22 protein-coding genes are annotated in these 18,187 nt (G+C 51.8%); all 22 read right to left on the reverse strand.

Annotation, left to right across the window (positions count from 1 at the left end; genetic code table 11):
- Positions 1–4: 4 nt before the first annotated feature.
- Positions 5–487, reverse strand: a complete 483-nt coding sequence (locus LZ634_RS03905; protein WP_234502446.1) for a DUF1833 family protein — start codon at positions 485–487, stop codon at positions 5–7.
- Positions 484–954, reverse strand: a complete 471-nt coding sequence (locus LZ634_RS03910) for a hypothetical protein (RefSeq protein ID WP_234502449.1) — start codon at positions 952–954, stop codon at positions 484–486. The genes LZ634_RS03905 and LZ634_RS03910 overlap by 4 nt, the downstream gene beginning before the upstream one ends.
- Positions 954–4,352, reverse strand: a complete 3,399-nt coding sequence (locus tag LZ634_RS03915; RefSeq protein WP_234502451.1) for a tape measure protein — start codon at positions 4,350–4,352, stop codon at positions 954–956. Before LZ634_RS03915 ends, LZ634_RS03910 begins: the two co-directional genes overlap by 1 nt.
- 48 nt (positions 4,353–4,400) lie before the next feature.
- The gene (locus LZ634_RS03920) at positions 4,401–4,922 is read right to left on the reverse strand and encodes a hypothetical protein (protein WP_234502452.1); all 522 of its coding nucleotides are present in this window, start codon (positions 4,920–4,922) and stop codon (positions 4,401–4,403) included.
- 122 nt (positions 4,923–5,044) lie between these two features.
- The gene (locus tag LZ634_RS03925; RefSeq protein WP_234502455.1) at positions 5,045–5,539 is read right to left on the reverse strand and encodes a type II toxin-antitoxin system death-on-curing family toxin; all 495 of its coding nucleotides are present in this window, start codon (positions 5,537–5,539) and stop codon (positions 5,045–5,047) included.
- A 10-nt stretch (positions 5,540–5,549) separates the two neighbouring features.
- Positions 5,550–5,729, reverse strand: a complete 180-nt coding sequence (locus tag LZ634_RS03930; protein ID WP_234502456.1) for a hypothetical protein — start codon at positions 5,727–5,729, stop codon at positions 5,550–5,552.
- A 434-nt stretch (positions 5,730–6,163) separates the two neighbouring features.
- Complete coding sequence (locus tag LZ634_RS03935; RefSeq protein ID WP_234502458.1) at positions 6,164–6,838, reverse strand: DUF6246 family protein; 675 nt, start codon at positions 6,836–6,838, stop codon at positions 6,164–6,166.
- A gap of 60 nt (positions 6,839–6,898) precedes the next feature.
- Positions 6,899–7,675, reverse strand: a complete 777-nt coding sequence (locus tag LZ634_RS03940) for a hypothetical protein (RefSeq protein ID WP_234502461.1) — start codon at positions 7,673–7,675, stop codon at positions 6,899–6,901.
- 65 nt (positions 7,676–7,740) lie between these two features.
- A complete protein-coding gene (locus LZ634_RS03945; protein ID WP_234502462.1) occupies positions 7,741–8,304 on the reverse strand; it encodes an HNH endonuclease in 564 nt (187 codons plus the stop codon).
- Between the two features lie 87 nt (positions 8,305–8,391).
- Positions 8,392–8,775, reverse strand: coding sequence for a hypothetical protein (locus tag LZ634_RS03950; RefSeq protein ID WP_234502464.1), 384 nt, complete (start codon positions 8,773–8,775; stop codon positions 8,392–8,394).
- Positions 8,772–9,140, reverse strand: coding sequence for an HK97 gp10 family phage protein (locus LZ634_RS03955; RefSeq protein ID WP_234502466.1), 369 nt, complete (start codon positions 9,138–9,140; stop codon positions 8,772–8,774). The genes LZ634_RS03950 and LZ634_RS03955 overlap by 4 nt, the downstream gene beginning before the upstream one ends.
- A complete protein-coding gene (locus LZ634_RS03960) occupies positions 9,130–9,498 on the reverse strand; it encodes a hypothetical protein (RefSeq protein WP_234502469.1) in 369 nt (122 codons plus the stop codon). The genes LZ634_RS03955 and LZ634_RS03960 overlap by 11 nt, the downstream gene beginning before the upstream one ends.
- 176 nt (positions 9,499–9,674) lie before the next feature.
- Positions 9,675–10,052, reverse strand: coding sequence for a hypothetical protein (locus tag LZ634_RS03965; protein WP_234502471.1), 378 nt, complete (start codon positions 10,050–10,052; stop codon positions 9,675–9,677).
- Between the two features lie 2 nt (positions 10,053–10,054).
- Entirely contained in the window at positions 10,055–10,345 is a 291-nt protein-coding gene (locus LZ634_RS03970; RefSeq protein ID WP_234502473.1) for a hypothetical protein, read from the reverse strand.
- A gap of 10 nt (positions 10,346–10,355) precedes the next feature.
- Complete coding sequence (locus LZ634_RS03975; protein ID WP_234502475.1) at positions 10,356–11,438, reverse strand: major capsid protein; 1,083 nt, start codon at positions 11,436–11,438, stop codon at positions 10,356–10,358.
- Between the two features lie 11 nt (positions 11,439–11,449).
- Positions 11,450–11,881 (reverse strand): hypothetical protein, encoded by a 432-nt coding sequence (locus LZ634_RS03980; RefSeq protein WP_234502477.1) that lies wholly within the window; start codon positions 11,879–11,881, stop codon positions 11,450–11,452.
- A 3-nt stretch (positions 11,882–11,884) separates the two neighbouring features.
- Complete coding sequence (locus LZ634_RS03985; RefSeq protein ID WP_234502480.1) at positions 11,885–13,069, reverse strand: DUF2213 domain-containing protein; 1,185 nt, start codon at positions 13,067–13,069, stop codon at positions 11,885–11,887.
- Positions 13,070–13,134: 65 nt separating this feature from the next.
- The gene (locus LZ634_RS03990; RefSeq protein WP_234502482.1) at positions 13,135–13,650 is read right to left on the reverse strand and encodes a hypothetical protein; all 516 of its coding nucleotides are present in this window, start codon (positions 13,648–13,650) and stop codon (positions 13,135–13,137) included.
- A gap of 39 nt (positions 13,651–13,689) precedes the next feature.
- The gene (locus tag LZ634_RS03995; RefSeq protein ID WP_234502484.1) at positions 13,690–14,694 is read right to left on the reverse strand and encodes a phage minor head protein; all 1,005 of its coding nucleotides are present in this window, start codon (positions 14,692–14,694) and stop codon (positions 13,690–13,692) included.
- Positions 14,627–16,090, reverse strand: a complete 1,464-nt coding sequence (locus LZ634_RS04000) for a DUF1073 domain-containing protein (protein WP_234502486.1) — start codon at positions 16,088–16,090, stop codon at positions 14,627–14,629. Before LZ634_RS04000 ends, LZ634_RS03995 begins: the two co-directional genes overlap by 68 nt.
- 12 nt (positions 16,091–16,102) lie before the next feature.
- Positions 16,103–17,575, reverse strand: a complete 1,473-nt coding sequence (locus tag LZ634_RS04005) for a terminase (RefSeq protein WP_234502488.1) — start codon at positions 17,573–17,575, stop codon at positions 16,103–16,105.
- Positions 17,575–18,177 (reverse strand): hypothetical protein, encoded by a 603-nt coding sequence (locus tag LZ634_RS04010; protein WP_234502490.1) that lies wholly within the window; start codon positions 18,175–18,177, stop codon positions 17,575–17,577. The genes LZ634_RS04005 and LZ634_RS04010 overlap by 1 nt, the downstream gene beginning before the upstream one ends.
- Positions 18,178–18,187: the final 10 nt, after the last annotated feature.

Consider the following 18,187-nt stretch of genomic DNA (forward strand, 5'->3'; position numbering starts at 1 on the left):
TTTCCTACTGGAGGTAGCGAAGCCCAGGAAACAGTGGGAGCGTATAACGGAAGCGAGGCCAGGCTGTGTCGAGAATATTCATATACCCGGCGGTAATTTGTACCTCCGTCGCCGTCCAGTACCCCTCTTTGACAGACAGAGTGAATGGCGGTGTAGCCGGAGCTGACAAGTCAGAAGAAACATACCGGCGAAAAGTTATAGATGCATCGCTGAGGTTATCCAGAGCATTACGAATAGCAGTCGAGACTTCACCATCGATGTTGCTGATCGCAAATTTCAGGTCCTGCGTTCCGTCGGCATTACGCGCCGGGAGTGCCACGTCGATAGCAGAGCCTTTAAACGTTGCGGCATCCCCCGTTTCCAGAATCACCTGGATATCATCCCAGCCCCGCGTCAGCCAGTAATTCTGACTACCAACGGTAATCTGCAGCGTGTCGATAATAACTTCATCTCCACCACTGGAATAAAGCCTGTCCAGTATAGTCATGCTTCTGGCCACTCCTTATTCAGCGCATAATCGATGATGCTTTGCCCGGCAATAAACTCCGGGAAATTACCCCATCCCGGCGGCAATAGCGGTCGCTCCCACAGTTCTAGCGTTGCCGTGAATTTCCAGAACCCCAGCGCATACAGCATCGGCCCGTCGTAAATATCTTTAAACCGACAGACATAATCACCTACTCCAAGCGGAGTTCGCATGCGCATGTTAAACCACGCAGAGCCATCAGTAATTGCATCCCTAAACCAGGCTTCAAATAGCTGTGACTGGGCATCACTAAACACCCACGAGACGCCCGCCTCAGTCGGAACCGACGTGTACTTTCGGCGCTGGCGAGTCCTGCCTGATGTCATAGTAGAGCGCTGAAGTGGACTAACTGGCGTAAATCCGTACCCTGAACGCTGAGGCATTGGCAGGTACTGATGCGGATAGTTGATATTGGTTTGAATACCCATTAACCGGCTCTCCTTTTGGCGGTCCAGCCGTTTTGCAGGCCTTTAGAGACGTTTCCTTTACCTGATGCCAGGTCACCACTGATTTGCTGGTATACCTGCTTGCCGCCGCGAGCCACAGCGGCTTCCACCAGCGCGATGGTTTTGTCATCTGGATTGCCGTTGATCTGTATCGTCGGGCTGTAGTGATAAGCAGCGCCACCACCCTGCATGTCCTGGTTGCTAATCACCCGCCCGTTGTCACCCGGTATCATGTACTGGCTGCCGTTAGAGGCTTTGAAGATTTCAGGCTTACCATTCTCCCCAACCTGATACATGGAGTTGGCAGATACCGGGCCGCCGTTATAGCGAGCGCCAGCAATAGCCATACCCTTTGCGGACAGGAGTGAGCCTGCATACGCAGATTGCCCAACAGCTGCAGCAGTGCCGTAGGTAGCGATCGACGCACTGATTGCGGCCGGAGCCCATGCGGATGCCGCAGCAGTTGCCTGTGCCATGGTAGACGCCAATGAGGCCGCTGCCGCTGCCTGCCCCATCACCTGATTTTTAACCCACTGCATCCCCATCTCGACGAGACTGCCGATCACACTGTTGATGATGGTGGAGCCGACGTTAGCCATTGCCTCCTGCAGGCTCTGGGTGCCATTGATTAGCCCAGTGAGGGCGTTAGTCGCGCCGCTCTGCAAGCCTTCAAGTGAGGTCGCCAAAAGCTCATTGCCTGTACTCTGGTTGCGGTAAATCTCCCACTGCGCGGCGATGCGGGCTTGCTCATATTGGGTATTGGCGGCGTTTGCCAACTCAATTCCACGCTGAGTTAACTGCCCCTTCTGGCTTTCAAACTGCTGGATTAAAGCGAGTTCCTGCGCATGTTGGTTTGCCAGTTTCTGAACTGGGTCCACCTCACCTTGGGCCGCCTGCTGAGGAGTAACAACCTGCTGCGCGCGGATTTTTGCGAGATTGATCTGGTGTTGCTGCGTCAGCTTTTCAGTGGAGGCGTTGTATTCTTTAAGGTCAATTTTCCCCGCGGTTAATGCCGCCTTCAGGTTCTGCATGGAGTCGGCGTAAGATTTATTCTCCGCTTGCTCCGGCATTGCCTTAAGTGCTTCAGCCACCCCTTTAGCAGCGGCGGCAGCGTCAATTGCTGCGGCTTTATACTCTCTGGCCTTTTGCTTCTGTTCATCAGTCGCATGGGCACCTAATGACTGTTCGGCTGCCAGTATCTGCTGCTCGCGGCTAAGTTCCTGCGTCGAACCGGCAGCCAGCTCTGATTGCTGTTTCAAGTTCGCCAGTTTCTGAGCGATAGATTCGGCTTGGGTTGCTGATTTTTTACCCTGAGATTCAGCTTCCGCCTCCGCCTTTCTTCGTGCCTCCTCAGCCTTTTCAAGATCAAAATCCGCACCAGCTCGCTCGCGAGCCATCCGCACATAGTTTTCGGTATCCTCTGTCGAGGCATTAGCTTTTGCCGCTAATTTCCTGATGTCCTGCTCGGCTTTTAACTGGGCTCTTTTTCTCTCATTAAACTCGCTTTGAAGGGTTATCTGTTCCTGCTGCTTATCTAAATAATCCTGAATATCTTTCGGGCGATCGACCACAAGGCTGCGGGAATTAAAATTATCTTTTGCTTTGGCAGCAAAATTAATCATGTCTCCAAGTTGGCTCATCATCCCTGCCGCAACCCCAGCCTGATCACCATCCCTGCGAAGCAAATCAATTCCTTGCTTCATTGTTCCATTTAGCGTTGCCCGGCCAATGTTAATAGCGTTTTGGGTCTGGCTAAGCCGGTTCTGGGCTCTTTCCAGATTCAATGCAGCAATAGCAAGTTTATCTTGCGCTCCACCCAAAGCCTCGGCAGCTTGCTTTCCGCGCGTAGTATTTGTACCCCAATTATTAATTTCTTTTTGCTGAAACTGGACAGCATAAGTTGCGTCATTAAATTCTTTTTTAGCGTCTGCGACGGCGTCACTTAATTCAGGAAGGGTTTGGCTCATTTTAGCGATTGACGCTGATAATTCCGTGTTAGACATCGTCTGGAACTTAGCGCTCAGTTCATTGACGCTGTCTGCTAGGTTATTGGCATCGTCTCTAGCTTCCTTGGCCCGCTGAGAGAAATAAATGATAGCGCTGGCTGCAAGCATGGCTGCGCCACCAGCACCGCCGATTAGTTTTAGGGCTCGACTTGCCAATCCAGCACCTGATGAGGCTGCCATTTGAGCGGCGTTGTTTGCTACTAACGCTCTATTATAATTAGCAACAGCGGCGGCGGCGGCTACACGTGCGGCAGATAAACGCTGCTCTGCCGCCATGGCATTTGTTGCACTAACCGAAGTTACTTTCATCATTTCCGCGAGACGAATCTCGTCAAGCGCGCGTTCTTTCGCAACAGCGGCAGCACGAAGATCGGCAGTGGCTTTATTAGCGGTCGCCTGCGCAGCCTGCATTTCTGCAGATGCTTGGTTCTTTGCAGCAATGGCAGTTTTAATTTTCTCTGCCGTCGCCATTGTTAATGCACCAACATAACGGCTCCCCATTACCGCAGCTGCGACTGTCAATATCCCACTAAGCACGTCAATGTTTTCACTGACACTAACAATGGCATCATTGAAAATTGCAACGCCAGTTTTTACCGTAGAGTTTTCACCAAAGAATTTGGTTATGTTATTGCCTGCAACCTGCAAAGCCTGGCTGATTGTGGTCGTAGTATTAGCAAACTCAGCGCCAATTGTAGCGCCTTGAGAAAGGAGCCCATTAACAACGACATCTGTCGTCAACTTCCCTGCGGCAGCCATGCTGCGCATTTGCCCGATGCTTACGCCCATAGAGTCGGCTAACGCGACAATTAGACGGTTACCCTGCTCGTTTACTGAGTTGAATTCCTCACCACGAAGAGCTCCAGATGCCAGACCTTGGGAGAGCTGAATAATGGCATTTTCTGCTTCCTGAGCTGTGGCGCCAGAAACAACAAAACCCTGGTTGATTATCGTCGTAAGTTTCGTCAGATCCTGTGCGCTTGTGCCGTATTCTCTGGTAGCCCGTTCAAGGCGAGCATAAAGCGATGCAGTTGCATCCAGGCTGCCGCGAGTCTGTTGAGTAATGTCGAATACACGCTGCGTGACATCAACTAATTGCTCGCTAGGGCGCAGGGAGTTTGCGAGTTTGTTGTTAACGGTCGCCCATGCATCAGCGTACTCCGATACCTGTTGCACCGATAATGCCGCCGCGAGGGAAGTTGCGACACCGGAAAGGCGAAGCATTGAGCGCTCGGTGTTACCAACAGCTTTGGTCGTGCCATCAAAGCCGCGCTCAAGCGTATCGAGGCGTTGATTTACTCGCTCTTGCGCTGTAATCAAGCCCTGCACATCCATTTCGATGTCGTAGTAAATCCCACCTGCATTTGCTGGCATTCTCTTTCTCCGGGCAATAAAAAACCCCGCCGGAGCAGGGTCTGGATGTTATTTTTTTGAACAGGCTTTTATCTGTTCAGTTGAATAATTTGGGTCTATCCCATCTGGTAGCACTCGCCATTTCATGTCAAAAGTGGTGTATTCCATATCCTTTAGTTTTCCGCTGTTATATAACGCAAGCAGGTTATCCAGCGCCTCAGTATCTTTCGTAGTTCCACCATATCCATTGGCAAAGATAAAAGAGTTGGCATCTTCAATAGCCTTTGGCATGAGAACCTTCACCATTACTTCTGTGGCATCACCACTTTTTACCTCACTAACCGGCTCAAATTTAACTTTGCCGTATAGATATTTACTAAGCTCATAGTATTTATTTGTTGTTGGCAGTGTATTTTCATCAAAATAATGGAAGTTCTTAACAAAATCAGCTGAACATTGCGATGTCTTGCTTTTTGAAAGTAAGGAAATATCTTTGTTTTTTATAAAGCTTTCAACTTTCTTCGTAGCTGTATCTTGCTCACATCCAGAAATTAGTAATGCAGCAAAAAGGCACGCAGCAAACCTCTTCATATCCCTATCCCCTTTGATAAATGTGCCAAAAGAGTAGCAGGGATCGAGAAACGACAAAACCTGTGGTTAAGATAGGGATAGATGGCTGTGCTGTAGATAGCAAAAAACCACCGAATGGCGGGTTAGTCACTTGGTATGATACGAATAAGTTGAGAGGCCGCCATCATCGTCAGGACCGGCTCTGCCCTCGACATACACAGAGAGCGCGAGTCATATTCACGTGACCAATGGTAAAGCCAGTCTTCTAAGTCCTCAACCGAATACACTTTGCGAGCAAGCCCCTCAGCAATGGTAACAACCTCATCACTTGGCGCCGTGAGTTCGTATCCATTTAGCAATAGGAACACGTAACCAGCCATCATAGCGGTTCGTTTGTTTGCATTCGCAAAAGGGTGGTTTTGGATGAGGCTCTCGATTAGAACAGCAGACAGGCGAAACATATCGTCTGTCTGCTCATAATATCTTATAGTGCTTGGTCGAGACTGCGATGAGCTGAGATTGTTTTGATTCAAGACAGCAACAGGTTCGTTTGGGGTCTGCGTTTCTATCAATGCTTTGTTGATGAAAACGATATCTTCAAGGGAAAGATAGTTAACCCCTTCAACGTGCTCTGTCATCAGTGCTCACTCAAACCTTAGAGAGTTCTTCCATAGCTTTTTCGTAGCGTGAGAACCCAAACTCAAAGGCATTTTTGACCTGATCGTTGTGAGAACATGATTCGCTGATCGCTGCACGAGGTTTCGCCACCGTGGACTTGTCACGAGGCGGAATGTACAAACGATCTGCCTTTTTTAATGCGTGACCCATAACTTCACCCTCATGCACAGTTGGCAGTGCTTTCTCAAATTACAGGATGTAATCAACATCCAAAGAATCAATGGTCACTGAAAGCAACTCAAGACCATTAAGGGCAATTTAATACCATTGTTCATATTTGAGCAATGGGTCTAAGGGGCAAGATAGGCACACGTTCGACGACGATCCAAGAGCACTCATTTGACGATGTCGTCAACTTCACCGAAATTACCCCTGAGGTGATTGCAAAGTTGGCAACTTTACGAACAAAGATGCAATCTGTTCCATTCTGTTCCGATGCATTCCAATGCGTTTAAATAGCACTTTTTGCAAAAAAATACCGGTGTTAGGTTATGCACTTTTGAGTCGATTGCTGTATGATGCGCCCCCTTCGATTATACGCTTACTTTTTAATCAGATTGTTGCGCCTCTTTCCACCAGAACGTTTACCGCGCCCTAGCCCTACGCGCAGCCTGTTTCTTCAGGTAATCGTCAGCCACTGCATCGTATTCATCTCTCGTGAACCCTTTCTGGTCTGGGTACTTCGCCGCCAACAGCATCTGAAACTCAGTCATCGTCAGCTGCGACGCCTCGGACCGGTTGAGGCCGAAATGGCTACGTGCCGCGCTGATGTAGTCGAAGGCCTTAAATTCTGTCGTCCGTCCTCCGGTTTCATGTCGCTGTAGCTGTCGGACTTTGGCCTTGCCGACAACGCCGTGAGTAATTAAACTCTGCGCAACAAGTAACATGATCGAAGCCGGCATTGAGCCTTTATGCCAGACAAATCCCCACCGCCCGGATTTACCGAGTTCCAGCCAGCCAATGAGTGGAGAGACATCCTCATCACAACATGCTGTGAGAACTGTATGAGCAGCTACGAATGCTGATTTTGCGAATTGAATGCCGGACATGTGATCACTTAACCAGGATGGAATGTATCCATATGCCTCGATAGCTCTTTTAACCATGGGAGTTACACTATCGTTGTGCAGATGGTAAAACGCGTTAACTATCTCCTGCGGCGTACCAATACGAGCCATGGCTTCAAAAGATGGTCGGAAGAAATAATCGGCTTCGCGATCAACAATCAAGCATTCGCCAATTTCTTTCAGTGGGGTCATGTGGTCTTCCATGCAATGGATATTATCAAGGGCAGCCGTGACTACCCTTTGGAATAGCCGCTAAACTGAAACAGTAAGCACCGATGTAACGGACGTAATTTTCGCGCCGGTCTTATCAGTAACCTCGCAGTGGTAGCTACCAGCGGAAGCTGAGGTCACCGCGCGATTAACCAGCGTCGCCGTGGCCGCTGTTGGGTTCACCGCCGGATCAATCAGCACACTGCCGTAATACCACTTATAGGAATATGGCAAGCGCCCGCCAGTAACTTCCACATCCCAAACAGCATCGTTATCTTCACCAGCGGTTTTAGTTGCAGGCAGATCTCTGGAGAACGCGAGCGGCGTAACAACTGGCGCATCGGTTTCATTCACTTCGATAGTGGTGGCATCACCGACTTTGAACTCGGTAGAGAACGTCACGATATCATTACTACCGCCATCCGAACTGAGTGCGGTGATATTCATATAGCCAACAAATTCAACTGGGCCATAATCCATCCTTACCCACATCCCGGGCTGACGTTTCGCTTTTAATTCTGCAGCGAAGTAGGTAATGAACTTACCGATACCATACTGGTCGAGTTTGTCTTTCTTGCGAACCTCACCTTCGAAGCTGATCGTAAAGTCACTATTTGTGATGATTGTTTCAACGTACCCAGCGCCATCATCAGCATCTGAAGTTACGGAGTTCGGGTTAAAATCAAACCCCTTTGATGTGCCAGCAGCCAGTGCCATCCACTCAGCTTCGAGTGGTTTGACGTCCGGGCAGCCATCAGCCACTTCGAGCACTACGGCCGCGCCAAATAGCCGTTCATTTGAGTTACTGCAATTAGCCATCTTTGACCTCTTTTAGCCATAAAAAAAGGCCGCCAGATGGCGACCTTGGTTAACGATATTTGGTCTTATCGACCATGATTTTCATGATATCCGAAGCGTTTTTCAGCTTTCTTTCTAACTGCAATTGCTTCTTCTATAGTATCGAAACAACCAAGCCAGACTCTCTTCCCACCTTCCTGGATAAAGCTTCTGTATTTTCCGTTATCGCTTCGGCGACAAACTCCCATATGCCCAGATGTATTCGTGACTCTCTTCTTTTGATTTCTGGAATTGGCGCTCGGCGTCGATAGCACAAGATTGGAAATTTTATTGTCAGTGCGTATGCCATTTACATGGTCAATGACATCATTTGGATATTCGCCATAGTGAATGGCCCATGCTATACGATGCGCAAAATGAGGACGCTTATTTAACGTCACCCAAACATAACCTCGCGCCATGACAGACCCAGCGATCTTGCCAGCGAACCTTTTATTAAACCCGCCATCAGCTTTGGTTGAGTGCTCGAAGTGACTTAACGGCCTCTTTTTCCAGGTTAGTTCGCCAGTTTCAGGATCGTATTGAAAGCATTCCCTTAAATACTCGACAGGTAACTCTTTGTCTTTAGCTATTTCCACAATAAACCTCACAGTAGGCTCCACAGATGAAGGTGCGCGGCAACAGAGTCTGTGTTCTCCGCTTTCGACTGGCCGGTCTAGCCGCGCATTGGAATTATATCACTCTCCATATGTGCAGGCGAACTGAAGTCGGAAGACTATTCGCCCTTCTTCGGTGAGCACCGGCGCGGGGATTGCGCCCATGTTCTGGATGTAACCGACGCACTCGTCAGTCATGGGGTTGGCCTGGACATAGTCGACAATGCGCTGCACGGCACTGAGCGCATCCTTGCGCTTATCCTTCGCGCCCACGACGTCGACGAGCACGTAATACTCAGAGCCAAGGTCGAATCGGATATTGGATCCGCCGTTCGGCCTGAACACCATTACTGCTTTCGTCAGGTCGTCAGGGTCGTCGTACATCAGTTGCTGCACTGTGAAACCGACCGTTAGCCCAGCGTCACCGAACATTTTACGCACCCGTTCATGCATCATGGGTGTCATAGCGAAAGCTCCTTACGTACCACTGCATCAATCTGGCTTCGGGTGTCCTCAAAGCCTTTCGTCAGGAATTCTTTCTGCGCTGTCGAACGTCGGAATGTCTGAGGAATGATAGGGTCATGAACATAAACAGCGTAGTTTGCCGAATATCCAACTCGTCCGGTTACTCGCGTACCGCTGGCGTTGATTTCACGATACTGACTATTGAGCAGCATAGACGTATCTATGGGGGTGTATCGCGCAGCTTGGGAGCTGCCAATAATCAATGCCGACTGCAGAGCCCTAACCACCTTACGGCCTCGAACATCCTGAATAATTCGGTTCAGATTGGCCTTAGCCTCGCGGATACCGCGAACTTTAGCGCCCATATCCTAATCCCGTCAAAATTGCGAAATCATCAGCCAGGCGCTCGAACGTATCGGCATACTGTATAACCTGCCTAACCTCATCAGCGCCGGCCACAATCGGATCAGACTCAGTGGACTCGCCAATCAGCAGGTAATCACCTGCCGTTGCCAGCGCAAACTCGGTCCAGACGGTGTTCTTCACAACGATTTCAGCGCCCAAGCTGCCGATGCGCTTTGACAGCCCACCTTCGTAGTCACACATGATGACTTCCGGCGCGGCGTAGCCATTAATCGGATCGCCGTATTCGTCTTTAGCACCAACCAGCTTGCGCCAGATTGTCGCTGTGGCGGTATAAGACCAGTTAGCAACCGAAGACATGTCCTATTCCCTCCATCGCAGTACAATCGCGCCTGTCGCCCGGATTCGCGGGCAGTTGATGAACCACTCGCCGTCCGATTTAACATAGCCGGTCGTCTCCCGCCCGGTGTCCGTTAACACCCAAACACGGGTGAATGAGCGTGGCAGGCCATGCTTAACCGATTTCCACACCATCCTCAGCCTCCAACAACCATGAACAGGCCAACGCTGTTACCGGCACTGATGGGCAGCTCACCAGTACAGCCGCTAGTATCGAGTTTCGCCAGTGAGTCGCGCAGCCAGGTGATGCTATCGTCGCCATACTCAAACGAGCGGGACGCACCAGACGGCGCGCCCTGCGATTTGATACGGCGAGCACCAGATGACGTAGCCATCAGCGCAGCGGCATACATCAGAATCAGCTTAGCGGTGCAGTCGTCATACCCGGCCCCATTGAGGCACGGAATGATTTTGTTCACCATGCAGAGAATCGGCTCCAGCAGTGCAACGGGGATGGAATAACCCAGCTCACCGAGGAACGCCTGCACGTCAACCGCCGTGATTGGGTCGGCCATGGTTATTTACCCTTTTTCTTGCTGGAGTTGTCCTCTACCGGCTCCGGCTGCTCCGGCTGCTCCGGCTGCTCCGGCTGCTCCGGCTGCTCCGGCTGCTCCGGCTGCTCCGCAGCATCATCGCCCGGCGTGGCAACTTCAAGCACCCGCTCTTCATCAGTGATGATTTCCACCAACCCGGCCTTCGCCCAGCGGTGAGCGGTGCTACGGTCAACCTCCACTTTTGAACCAACCTCCAACTTGCGGAGGTTGGTGCCAGTGAACAGGTTATTGCCAATTACCTTTACCAGTGCCATTCAAACCTCCTTAGCTGCTCGCGAAGAGCACACCATGTTTCAGATTGATATCCTGTTTAACCATCAAGCCAGCAGCACCCCATGTGCGCCAGATATAGTCGCTGTTGTAGAACTGGCGGGGATCTGCAACTGTGCCAACCGCCTGGCCAACAACAGGGGCAATAACGCCGGCCGCCAGCGGCACAATCAGTACCTGGTTGCCAGTCAGCTCAGCGTCCTCTTTCACGGCGGCAATACCAGACAGTTTCAGGTTTTCATCCAGCACGGTCCGGGTCTTGTTCTGGGTATCGAAGTACTGCTCCCAGTTCGACATGATTTCACTGGATACGTACCAGGTTTGCTGGCCGTACTGATGGTTCTGAAGCTTCAGGGCATCACGCAGTGCGATAGCACCTTTGCGGATAGCATCCGGGTCGGTACTGGTTGCGAAGTTGATGTTCAGACCAGAAACACCGAGATCAACCAGTCCAACGCGATCATCGTTCTTCAGACCTTTCCACGTCTTGCCGTCGAAGGTAACGAAGTTACCCTCAGAGTCACGGAAGCCGTTGAACATGTAGTCCACAATTTTGCGACGAACGTCGTCAACCGAGCCGCGCTGAGCATCGGACAGCGATGCCAGAGCAGAACCTTTGTTGAAGATCGGATCGCGCCAGTGGAACTTAAAGCCGGAGTCATGCACCGGCACCATTGTGCCATCGAAGCTGTACGCGCGAGCATCCAGAGCCGCGCCAATCTGGCCTGACATTGAAGTGTGAGCCCAGCCGCGACCGCCGGTACGTGCGTATTCGTACACCGACTCTTCCAGTCGTACTGAGCGAGACAGAGGCATCAGGTCGTTGAACAGCGTGAACTCTGTGTTCGGCTCAAACTGGGCCAGAACGGTCTGGTCATACGTACGGTACATGCGGCGGATGTCGTCCACCGCGTTCACTGCATCCAGTTGACCATTTTCGCCAAAGCGAGCACGCGCAATGAAATCAGCGACGGCCTGCGCGCTCATATTGCGCGCCATCTCCAGTTCGCGGAACTGCGCCTGGTTGACTTCGAGGTTACCGGTGCGTTCACCGATAGAACGGGAAAATACAAGCATTCAGTTGCTCCTTACTTGATAACAACGCGCAGCAGATCGCCTGCGGCAACGGTGTACGCCGTGTCTTCTTCGACAAATGCGCGGATGGATTCGCCACTGGCGTAAGCTTTAACCTGGCCATTGTCGATAGATAACGGCTGGCCTTTCTTGTACGTACCGGCAGCGGCGCGTACATTCAGGAACATGCCCTGCATCGGATGAATGCCCACCACCAGTTCATTAGCCGGGATTGCGTCATCAACCGTCTGACAGCGCAGATAATCGAAGTCGGCGACATAAAGGATCGCCTCTTCGTCACCAGCTACAGATGCCGTGAATTTCCCGGCAGAGAAGAAGCCAATGATGCCAGGTTTGGTTGCTGCCGCTGCCGCACCTTCGCGGTTTAACAGCGGATCGGGGAATACGCCGCCGGCGTGAATTACGTGTTTTCCATCTTTAGCCATTTTTTACTCCGGCATTTCGCTGACTGATTGATTATTGGTAGCCTGGCGGAATGCACCATTCAGGCCGGTTGAGGTCTGGCACTGAGCAAACAGCTCTTTCAGCGGTTCGCCGTCCAGCGCGTTCACCGCGACATCGGTCATGCCGAACTTAGCTTTCACAGCGGCGCGTTGCTCTGACTTCTCTTTATCGGCATTAACGGTCAGACCAGATTTAACCGCGGCGAGATCGTCAGCAAATGGCTTAAACCATGCCGGGGCTTCTGCCTGGTTGTTGGCGCGCTCACGCTCTGCTTTCTCAGTTTTTTCGCGATCCGCCTTCTCTTCAGGCGTTTCTTCCTTACTTTCGGCGTTTTCCGCCAGCATCTGGTTGTATGCATCCATCAGCTCGTCATCGGTCTTACCGTCCACCTGTTTGCCTTTGGCCTTCAGCGCATTAACGATGAGTTCTTTCATCGGATCTGTTTCCTTTTGAGTTGAATCGCTGTTGGCGCAGAAAAACGCCTTTAGCTGGTTGAAGAATGATTTGAACGAAGGGTCTTGCGGGTCAGGCATGTCAAAGTCAGCGAGGTTAACGACCTCGATTTCGACTTCATCGCCTTCGGCATTAACGAAGATGCCCACGCCTTCCTCTGGCGTCCCTGCACCGGGTTCATCGAGCAGCACCGCCACATGGTCAAACATCATGTTGGTAGCAATTTCGTTGTACTTCTTGCCCTTCGACTCGCCGTTAGCAGCGATGCCGGAATACAGCAGGCCGGTTGAGATGTGGATCGGGTCGGCGTTGGTGCCAGCGAGCATTTCATCCAGGCGGTTAATCAGGCGCTTGCCCTTCTCGCTGGATTCGGCGTACTGGCGATTAACGTACATATCGCCCGTCACCTTCCCGTCTTTGTGGCTGACGTTCTGCAGCCATGCCCCGACGTGGTACTCGTTTACCGCCCGGACGTCACGCGCCGACACATGCTTGCCGTCCACTTTCGGGTGGCCCAGCGGCATCGGGTTACGCTCGAGCGTGTTGTAGGCCTTTTCGATTTCTGCTGCCGGGTACAACTTCCGGTTCATCACGATATCGTCCACGACAGGCGTGATGCCGCGAACCACGATATGTGGCTTGCCGTCGATGGTTTCAGTGGTGATGTTTGAAGCGGAGTTGACGACGGTCAGCACGTTAACGCGGTTGCGCTTCATGCTGGGTCCTCGTTGGTGGATTTCAGGCAATAAAAAACCCGCCGGAGCGGGTCTATTAGTTTCTTTTAATTAAAGTTCAATTCTTTTTTTGCATCTTCAACTATCAGACTGATTATGTCCTCAACATCTTTCACCATGTCTCCGTATGCCGCTTGCTCCGGATAACCTTCCTCATAGATAGATTCATTTGCACTAGCATCTAAGGAGAAAAAGTCATCTAAAAGCTCTTTTGTATTAGCACTTAAGGAAATTGGAGCCAGGATGAAAGATCTTCTTAATTCCTTTTTAAGTTCGTTAAACCTACCCCACTCAAAGTAGTAATCAGGAACATCCTCCAACCTTCTCTCAGCCTGATATATGCGTTCAAAATGAATGACAGCTGAAGCGTAAATCAGTTTCATTTCTATAAGGATATCAATTAACTGCCCATAGGCTGTATGCTTCTTTTCCCACCATTTTTCCCTATAAAATCGGCGTAATGCAAAATAAGCCGTGAAGCCAGCCGCTGCCACTCCAATGAAAATGGGGCCTACAAGAGAAATAATGAAAGAACCAACTTCCGTTGGTGTAATAGAGCTCATAATTTACCTATCATCTTATTTTGATAGGTATTTATATCATTATTTTTCTACTTTATTCCAAGCCTTACGCTCTTTTGCCAACTTATCCGCCAGCCCATCGTTAAAGATGCTGCCGTCGTCGTTGAGCAGCACGGGAATCTGGCTGCAATAGCAGTTATATCGGTTACCGTTCTCAGCGTAAAAGTCACGTACTTCTTCGGTGGTGTATACCTTGCCGTGACGACCTCCATGCCACCAGCGAGTCGTTGGCTTGAGCGCTGACAGCCACAACAGGCCGGTATTAAGGCCTAACCGGTCAGCGGCCCAGTCGGTTTCGTTCCATTGTGCCTGCCGCAGCGCACCGACCTGCTCGGTTTGAGCGATGGTCTTTGCCTTTGACATCGACACATCGAGACGTTTGCTGATTACGCTGGCCGTTTCGCCAGGGTTAACTCCGCGCGCCACTGCATCGGTGATGATGTTGGTCAGGTCACCGCGTGCAGCATCGCTAATAGCTTTCCAGTCGCTGAACGTAGTCAGCCGTGCCGCTGCAATCTGATTAAGATGACCGGGGCTGTTTAAGAGCTGCTGTAGCGTAGTTTGGCTGGCGTACACCTGCGACTGCTGTGAGAGGTTGTTAAACGCCTCAAGAGTACCGCGCTGGAACTCGTCAATGACGTAATCCATTGCCCACTGGCTCTGCTCGCCGCCTTCAAGTAAGTACTCATCGAGGATGTTTTGCACTGCCTCAAGCAACTGCGCCAGTTCCTGCGACGACATATCGTAAATGTACTTGCCGGCGTTCACCTGGTAGAGCGTGGGCTCATCACCATTAACGTGGCAGAGGAAATGCCCGTCGTGGCTGTTTACCTCACGCTCCCGTCCAGTCAGGAGCTGGTCGAACAGAGCTTTCAGCGCGCGCTTGATACTGAGATACCGGTCTTCGATATCCCGAAACATCGCGGAAACCTGCTTCGCCGAGCGAGTCGGGTCAACCTTACTGCGTGGAATTATCGGCAGGCCCACCTTTGCCACCTGTTCGGGTGTCATCAGCCAGTGGATCATCGGTTGTCACCTTATCGTCTGGGTTAGGCGGTTCTTTTGGCTCAGGCAGAGGGTCAAGCCCCACAACCTCGCGCAACTCATTGGCAGTAAATGGCGGCTCGCCACCATAGTAGCCTGACGTTTTCTGCACAATATCGGCCAGTTTCGAAGCGTTCTCGATTTTCTCTTTTTCACCCGGTGCCAGAAGGTCTGTCCATGAAATGGTGACTTCACCCTTTGTCGGTGGGTCGATGATGCCCAAGGTCCAAAAGCGCTCAAGCAACGCAGTAATGCGGTCTGTCAGGAATCCATTACGCCGAGTGTTACGGCGAATAGCCCAGTCCGTCTTATCCTCATTACTCGCCAGTCGCCCGGTCTGCTGACCAAACAGGATAGTGAACGGAATTTGCACGGAGGCGGCTAGTTCGTTTGCAGTGACCTCCCATGTCGGCCCGGGGTCGCCAGGCGTTACACTGAGAACGTGCATTTGCCCTGCCTGCATGACCGCGGCCGCGTCAGTTCCACGGTTAAGCTTGTTGACCTTATCGCCCATCGCTTCGCCGAGGTCTGCATAACCCGCTTTCTTTGCCTGGTCGGCAAGCGTAGCCATGTCTGTTTCTTTGCTGAACTCAACCGCAATCTGGCGACTGGCGTTCTTCAGGAATCCTTCTGCGCCGCCACCGGAGACTTTTTCAAGATCCAGCCCTTTGTTATAGCCAGCCTCAAGCAGCGGGATGCCGGATAAGACGTTATCGTCCTCCGAACCTTCACAGAATAGAATTACACGGCTCGGGTGTACCGGTTCGCCGCGCATCGGGCCAACGAATTGCTCATCACCAACGGGTTGCTCGTTGAAGTTGAACATCTTCGGTTGGCCGAACGTTTCAGACTGACGGTCGTTATCCCACTCAGCCACGGTTAACTGTGGCTCCCATACTGGGATCAACTTCACCAGAGCAGACTCGCCGAGCGATTTCACCAGTTTGACGTCGACCGGCTCGCTCCAGGCCAGATTATCCTTCACCTGCAGCAGCAGCGCGGAGTAGCGCCCGACCATGTTGCGACGGTCTGCATCCTTCACCTTAGCCCACCACTTCTTCATGAATTTGGTGATTTTCTTTTCCCAGTCGTTGGTCTGTTCTGACTCCTGCGTCTCATCGCCATCAACGATAATTGGGTAATCCTGCCAGCAACCATCCAGCAGGCGATGCACTACAGCGAAGCCTGCGGCGTTGCGGCGGTACATGTTGTGGAAGTCATAGAAGGTAATCGTGCGCGGGTAGCCAAACTCCTGGTAAAGCGTTGGTCGCTTCGTGTTCCCGCCACCAATCCCGATGGCATTCAGGTAATTCGCTCGCCTCATCTCAGTGGCGAGGTTATTTACAGCCAGTTGAAGGCCGTTATCTTGTTCGCTCACTGGCGATGCTCCTTAGAAGAATACTGCGCCGACCTGCTTGCGGTTGTTTTTCGTCACAGCGAAGTAACGGAAGCCGTCAGCACCGTGCGATGTGGCGTCATGAAGAGGTTTATCTTTCCAGCAGCCGCGCTTGTCGTCCCACTCTTTGCGATAACCCTCAAGGTGAGAGATACCTTCCGAGCATTTTTCGCCGTCAAATACGCAACACAGGAGGATTTCACGCGCAGACTCAATGCCGGTATCAATGCCGGTCTTTGGCACGACTTTGAAATTTAGCGAATACACCTGGCCGTCGATTTCGTAACCCTCTCGCGCCAGCTCTTTGCGGGACTTCGCATCAGCAGCAAACTCGCGGTTCTCGATATCGTGCGGGCCCCAGTGTTCGCCGTAGGTGTAGCCACGGTCTTTCAGCACCTTCATGTAGTGCCGCAGGCCCTCACCTGAGTTTTCGTAATAGTCGATGACATGGAACTCTTCACCGACCTCACGAACGAACCAGATGGCCGTGGAGTCGCCCACACCTATATCCCAGAACGTATGAACCGGGAGGTGCGAGTTGTCCGGGATTTGCCCGATCCGCTTGTTGGTATAGAGCCAGCGGAATTGTTTGGCGTAGTACGCGCCCTCGACCGACTGCTGGAACGCCTCGGCCGGAATGGTCGGGTATTCGCGCTTCATGTCATCGCCGAGAGTTTTCTCTTTGGCGTAGTACCAGGCTTTCTGGCGCTCATTGACGACTACGCCGTGCTTCGCTTCCATCTCTGCGAAGTATTCCAGCAGGCGCACCGGCAGAGGTTCGACCGGGTCGATTGCGTACTGTGGGTTCTTCCACCAGGAGAAGAAGAAAAACTTCCAGTCCAGCGCGGATAAGGGTTTGCCCTGTAGCAACGCTTTCTCTGCCGTCTGGCAGTAATCAAAGAAGTAACCCGCCCGTCCCTCTGCCGTGCTCTCGATAGTAGCGAAGCATCCCGTCGATACCGCCTCAAACGCACCAGTGACGATCTCACGGGCTTTGTCCGGATACTTGGCGCATATCTTTCCAAACTCGGAAACGTGAAGGTAGCGCAGCGTACCACCACGAAACGACGTACTGACGTATAGCGAGCCGCCCTTCTTAAAGACCAGCTCACCAGACGAGTCATTGCTCGCCGGGTTGGCCGCCTTTATCTCTGCTGGCAGCTTGTCGTATGCGTACTTCACCTTTTCACGGAACAGGCGCTTTGCGTCATTCAGCGTGTGAGCAATCAGCGCGCACTTAGCCGACTCAAACAGGGCCGCGTCGAGCTGGATGATGCACACCTCAGTGGTGAAACCGAGCTGGCGAGCTTTCAGGATGATGTTGCGGGTGTGGATCCCCTCGAAGTATTCCCGCTGTTCAGGCGTCATCCTGAAGCGCGTGGGCTTACCCTCTTTGTCGGTGATCCAATACAGATTGTTCAACCGCCAGTCTTTATCAGCCAGCAGTTTGAGGTGCTCAGGTTTCATTACGCCCCCTGAGAGAGCGAATCCATCAGGTCAGACAGTGCGTCTACAACCTTGTCTTTTTCGCCTTCATCCATGCTGTAAGCCTGTCGTTCCAAGCCAATCAGATTCTTCAGTGTTTCGCTGAGCGCCTTCATCGATTTTACTCGCTCAGGCAAGCTAATGATTGACTGATAAAGCTCGTTTAGACGGTCACGCCCATTCTCATCAGGATCCAGCATTAACGCGCCCAACTTACGCAGAGCGTCTACATCTGCGCACTCGGCTTCCAACTCATCAAACAACGCATTTGCTAGCGTTCGCGCCCGGCGGATATCGCCGCGGTGCTCCATGCGTACCGTGGCTATGGCCTCAGCTGTTGCCTCTATCAGTACGCGCTCGGAGAGTACCGTTTCGCTGCGTACCTGCTTGCGTACCTCTGCTTTGCGTACCAGATCATCTGCGCGTTCTTTCACCTTCGCATTAAGGTCACGCGACCAGTCATCACGCTTGGCGCGCTTACGGATGGCGCCCTCGCTTATTCCGTGTTGCGATGCAATTTCACGTAGAGACATCACTCCGGCCCGGTAAGCCGTCTCGATAGCCTCCCAGTCCGGTTTTGCCATGGTCATATTC

Source organism: Kluyvera intermedia (assembly GCF_021440345.1).
Classification (GTDB): domain Bacteria; phylum Pseudomonadota; class Gammaproteobacteria; order Enterobacterales; family Enterobacteriaceae; genus Kluyvera; species Kluyvera intermedia_A.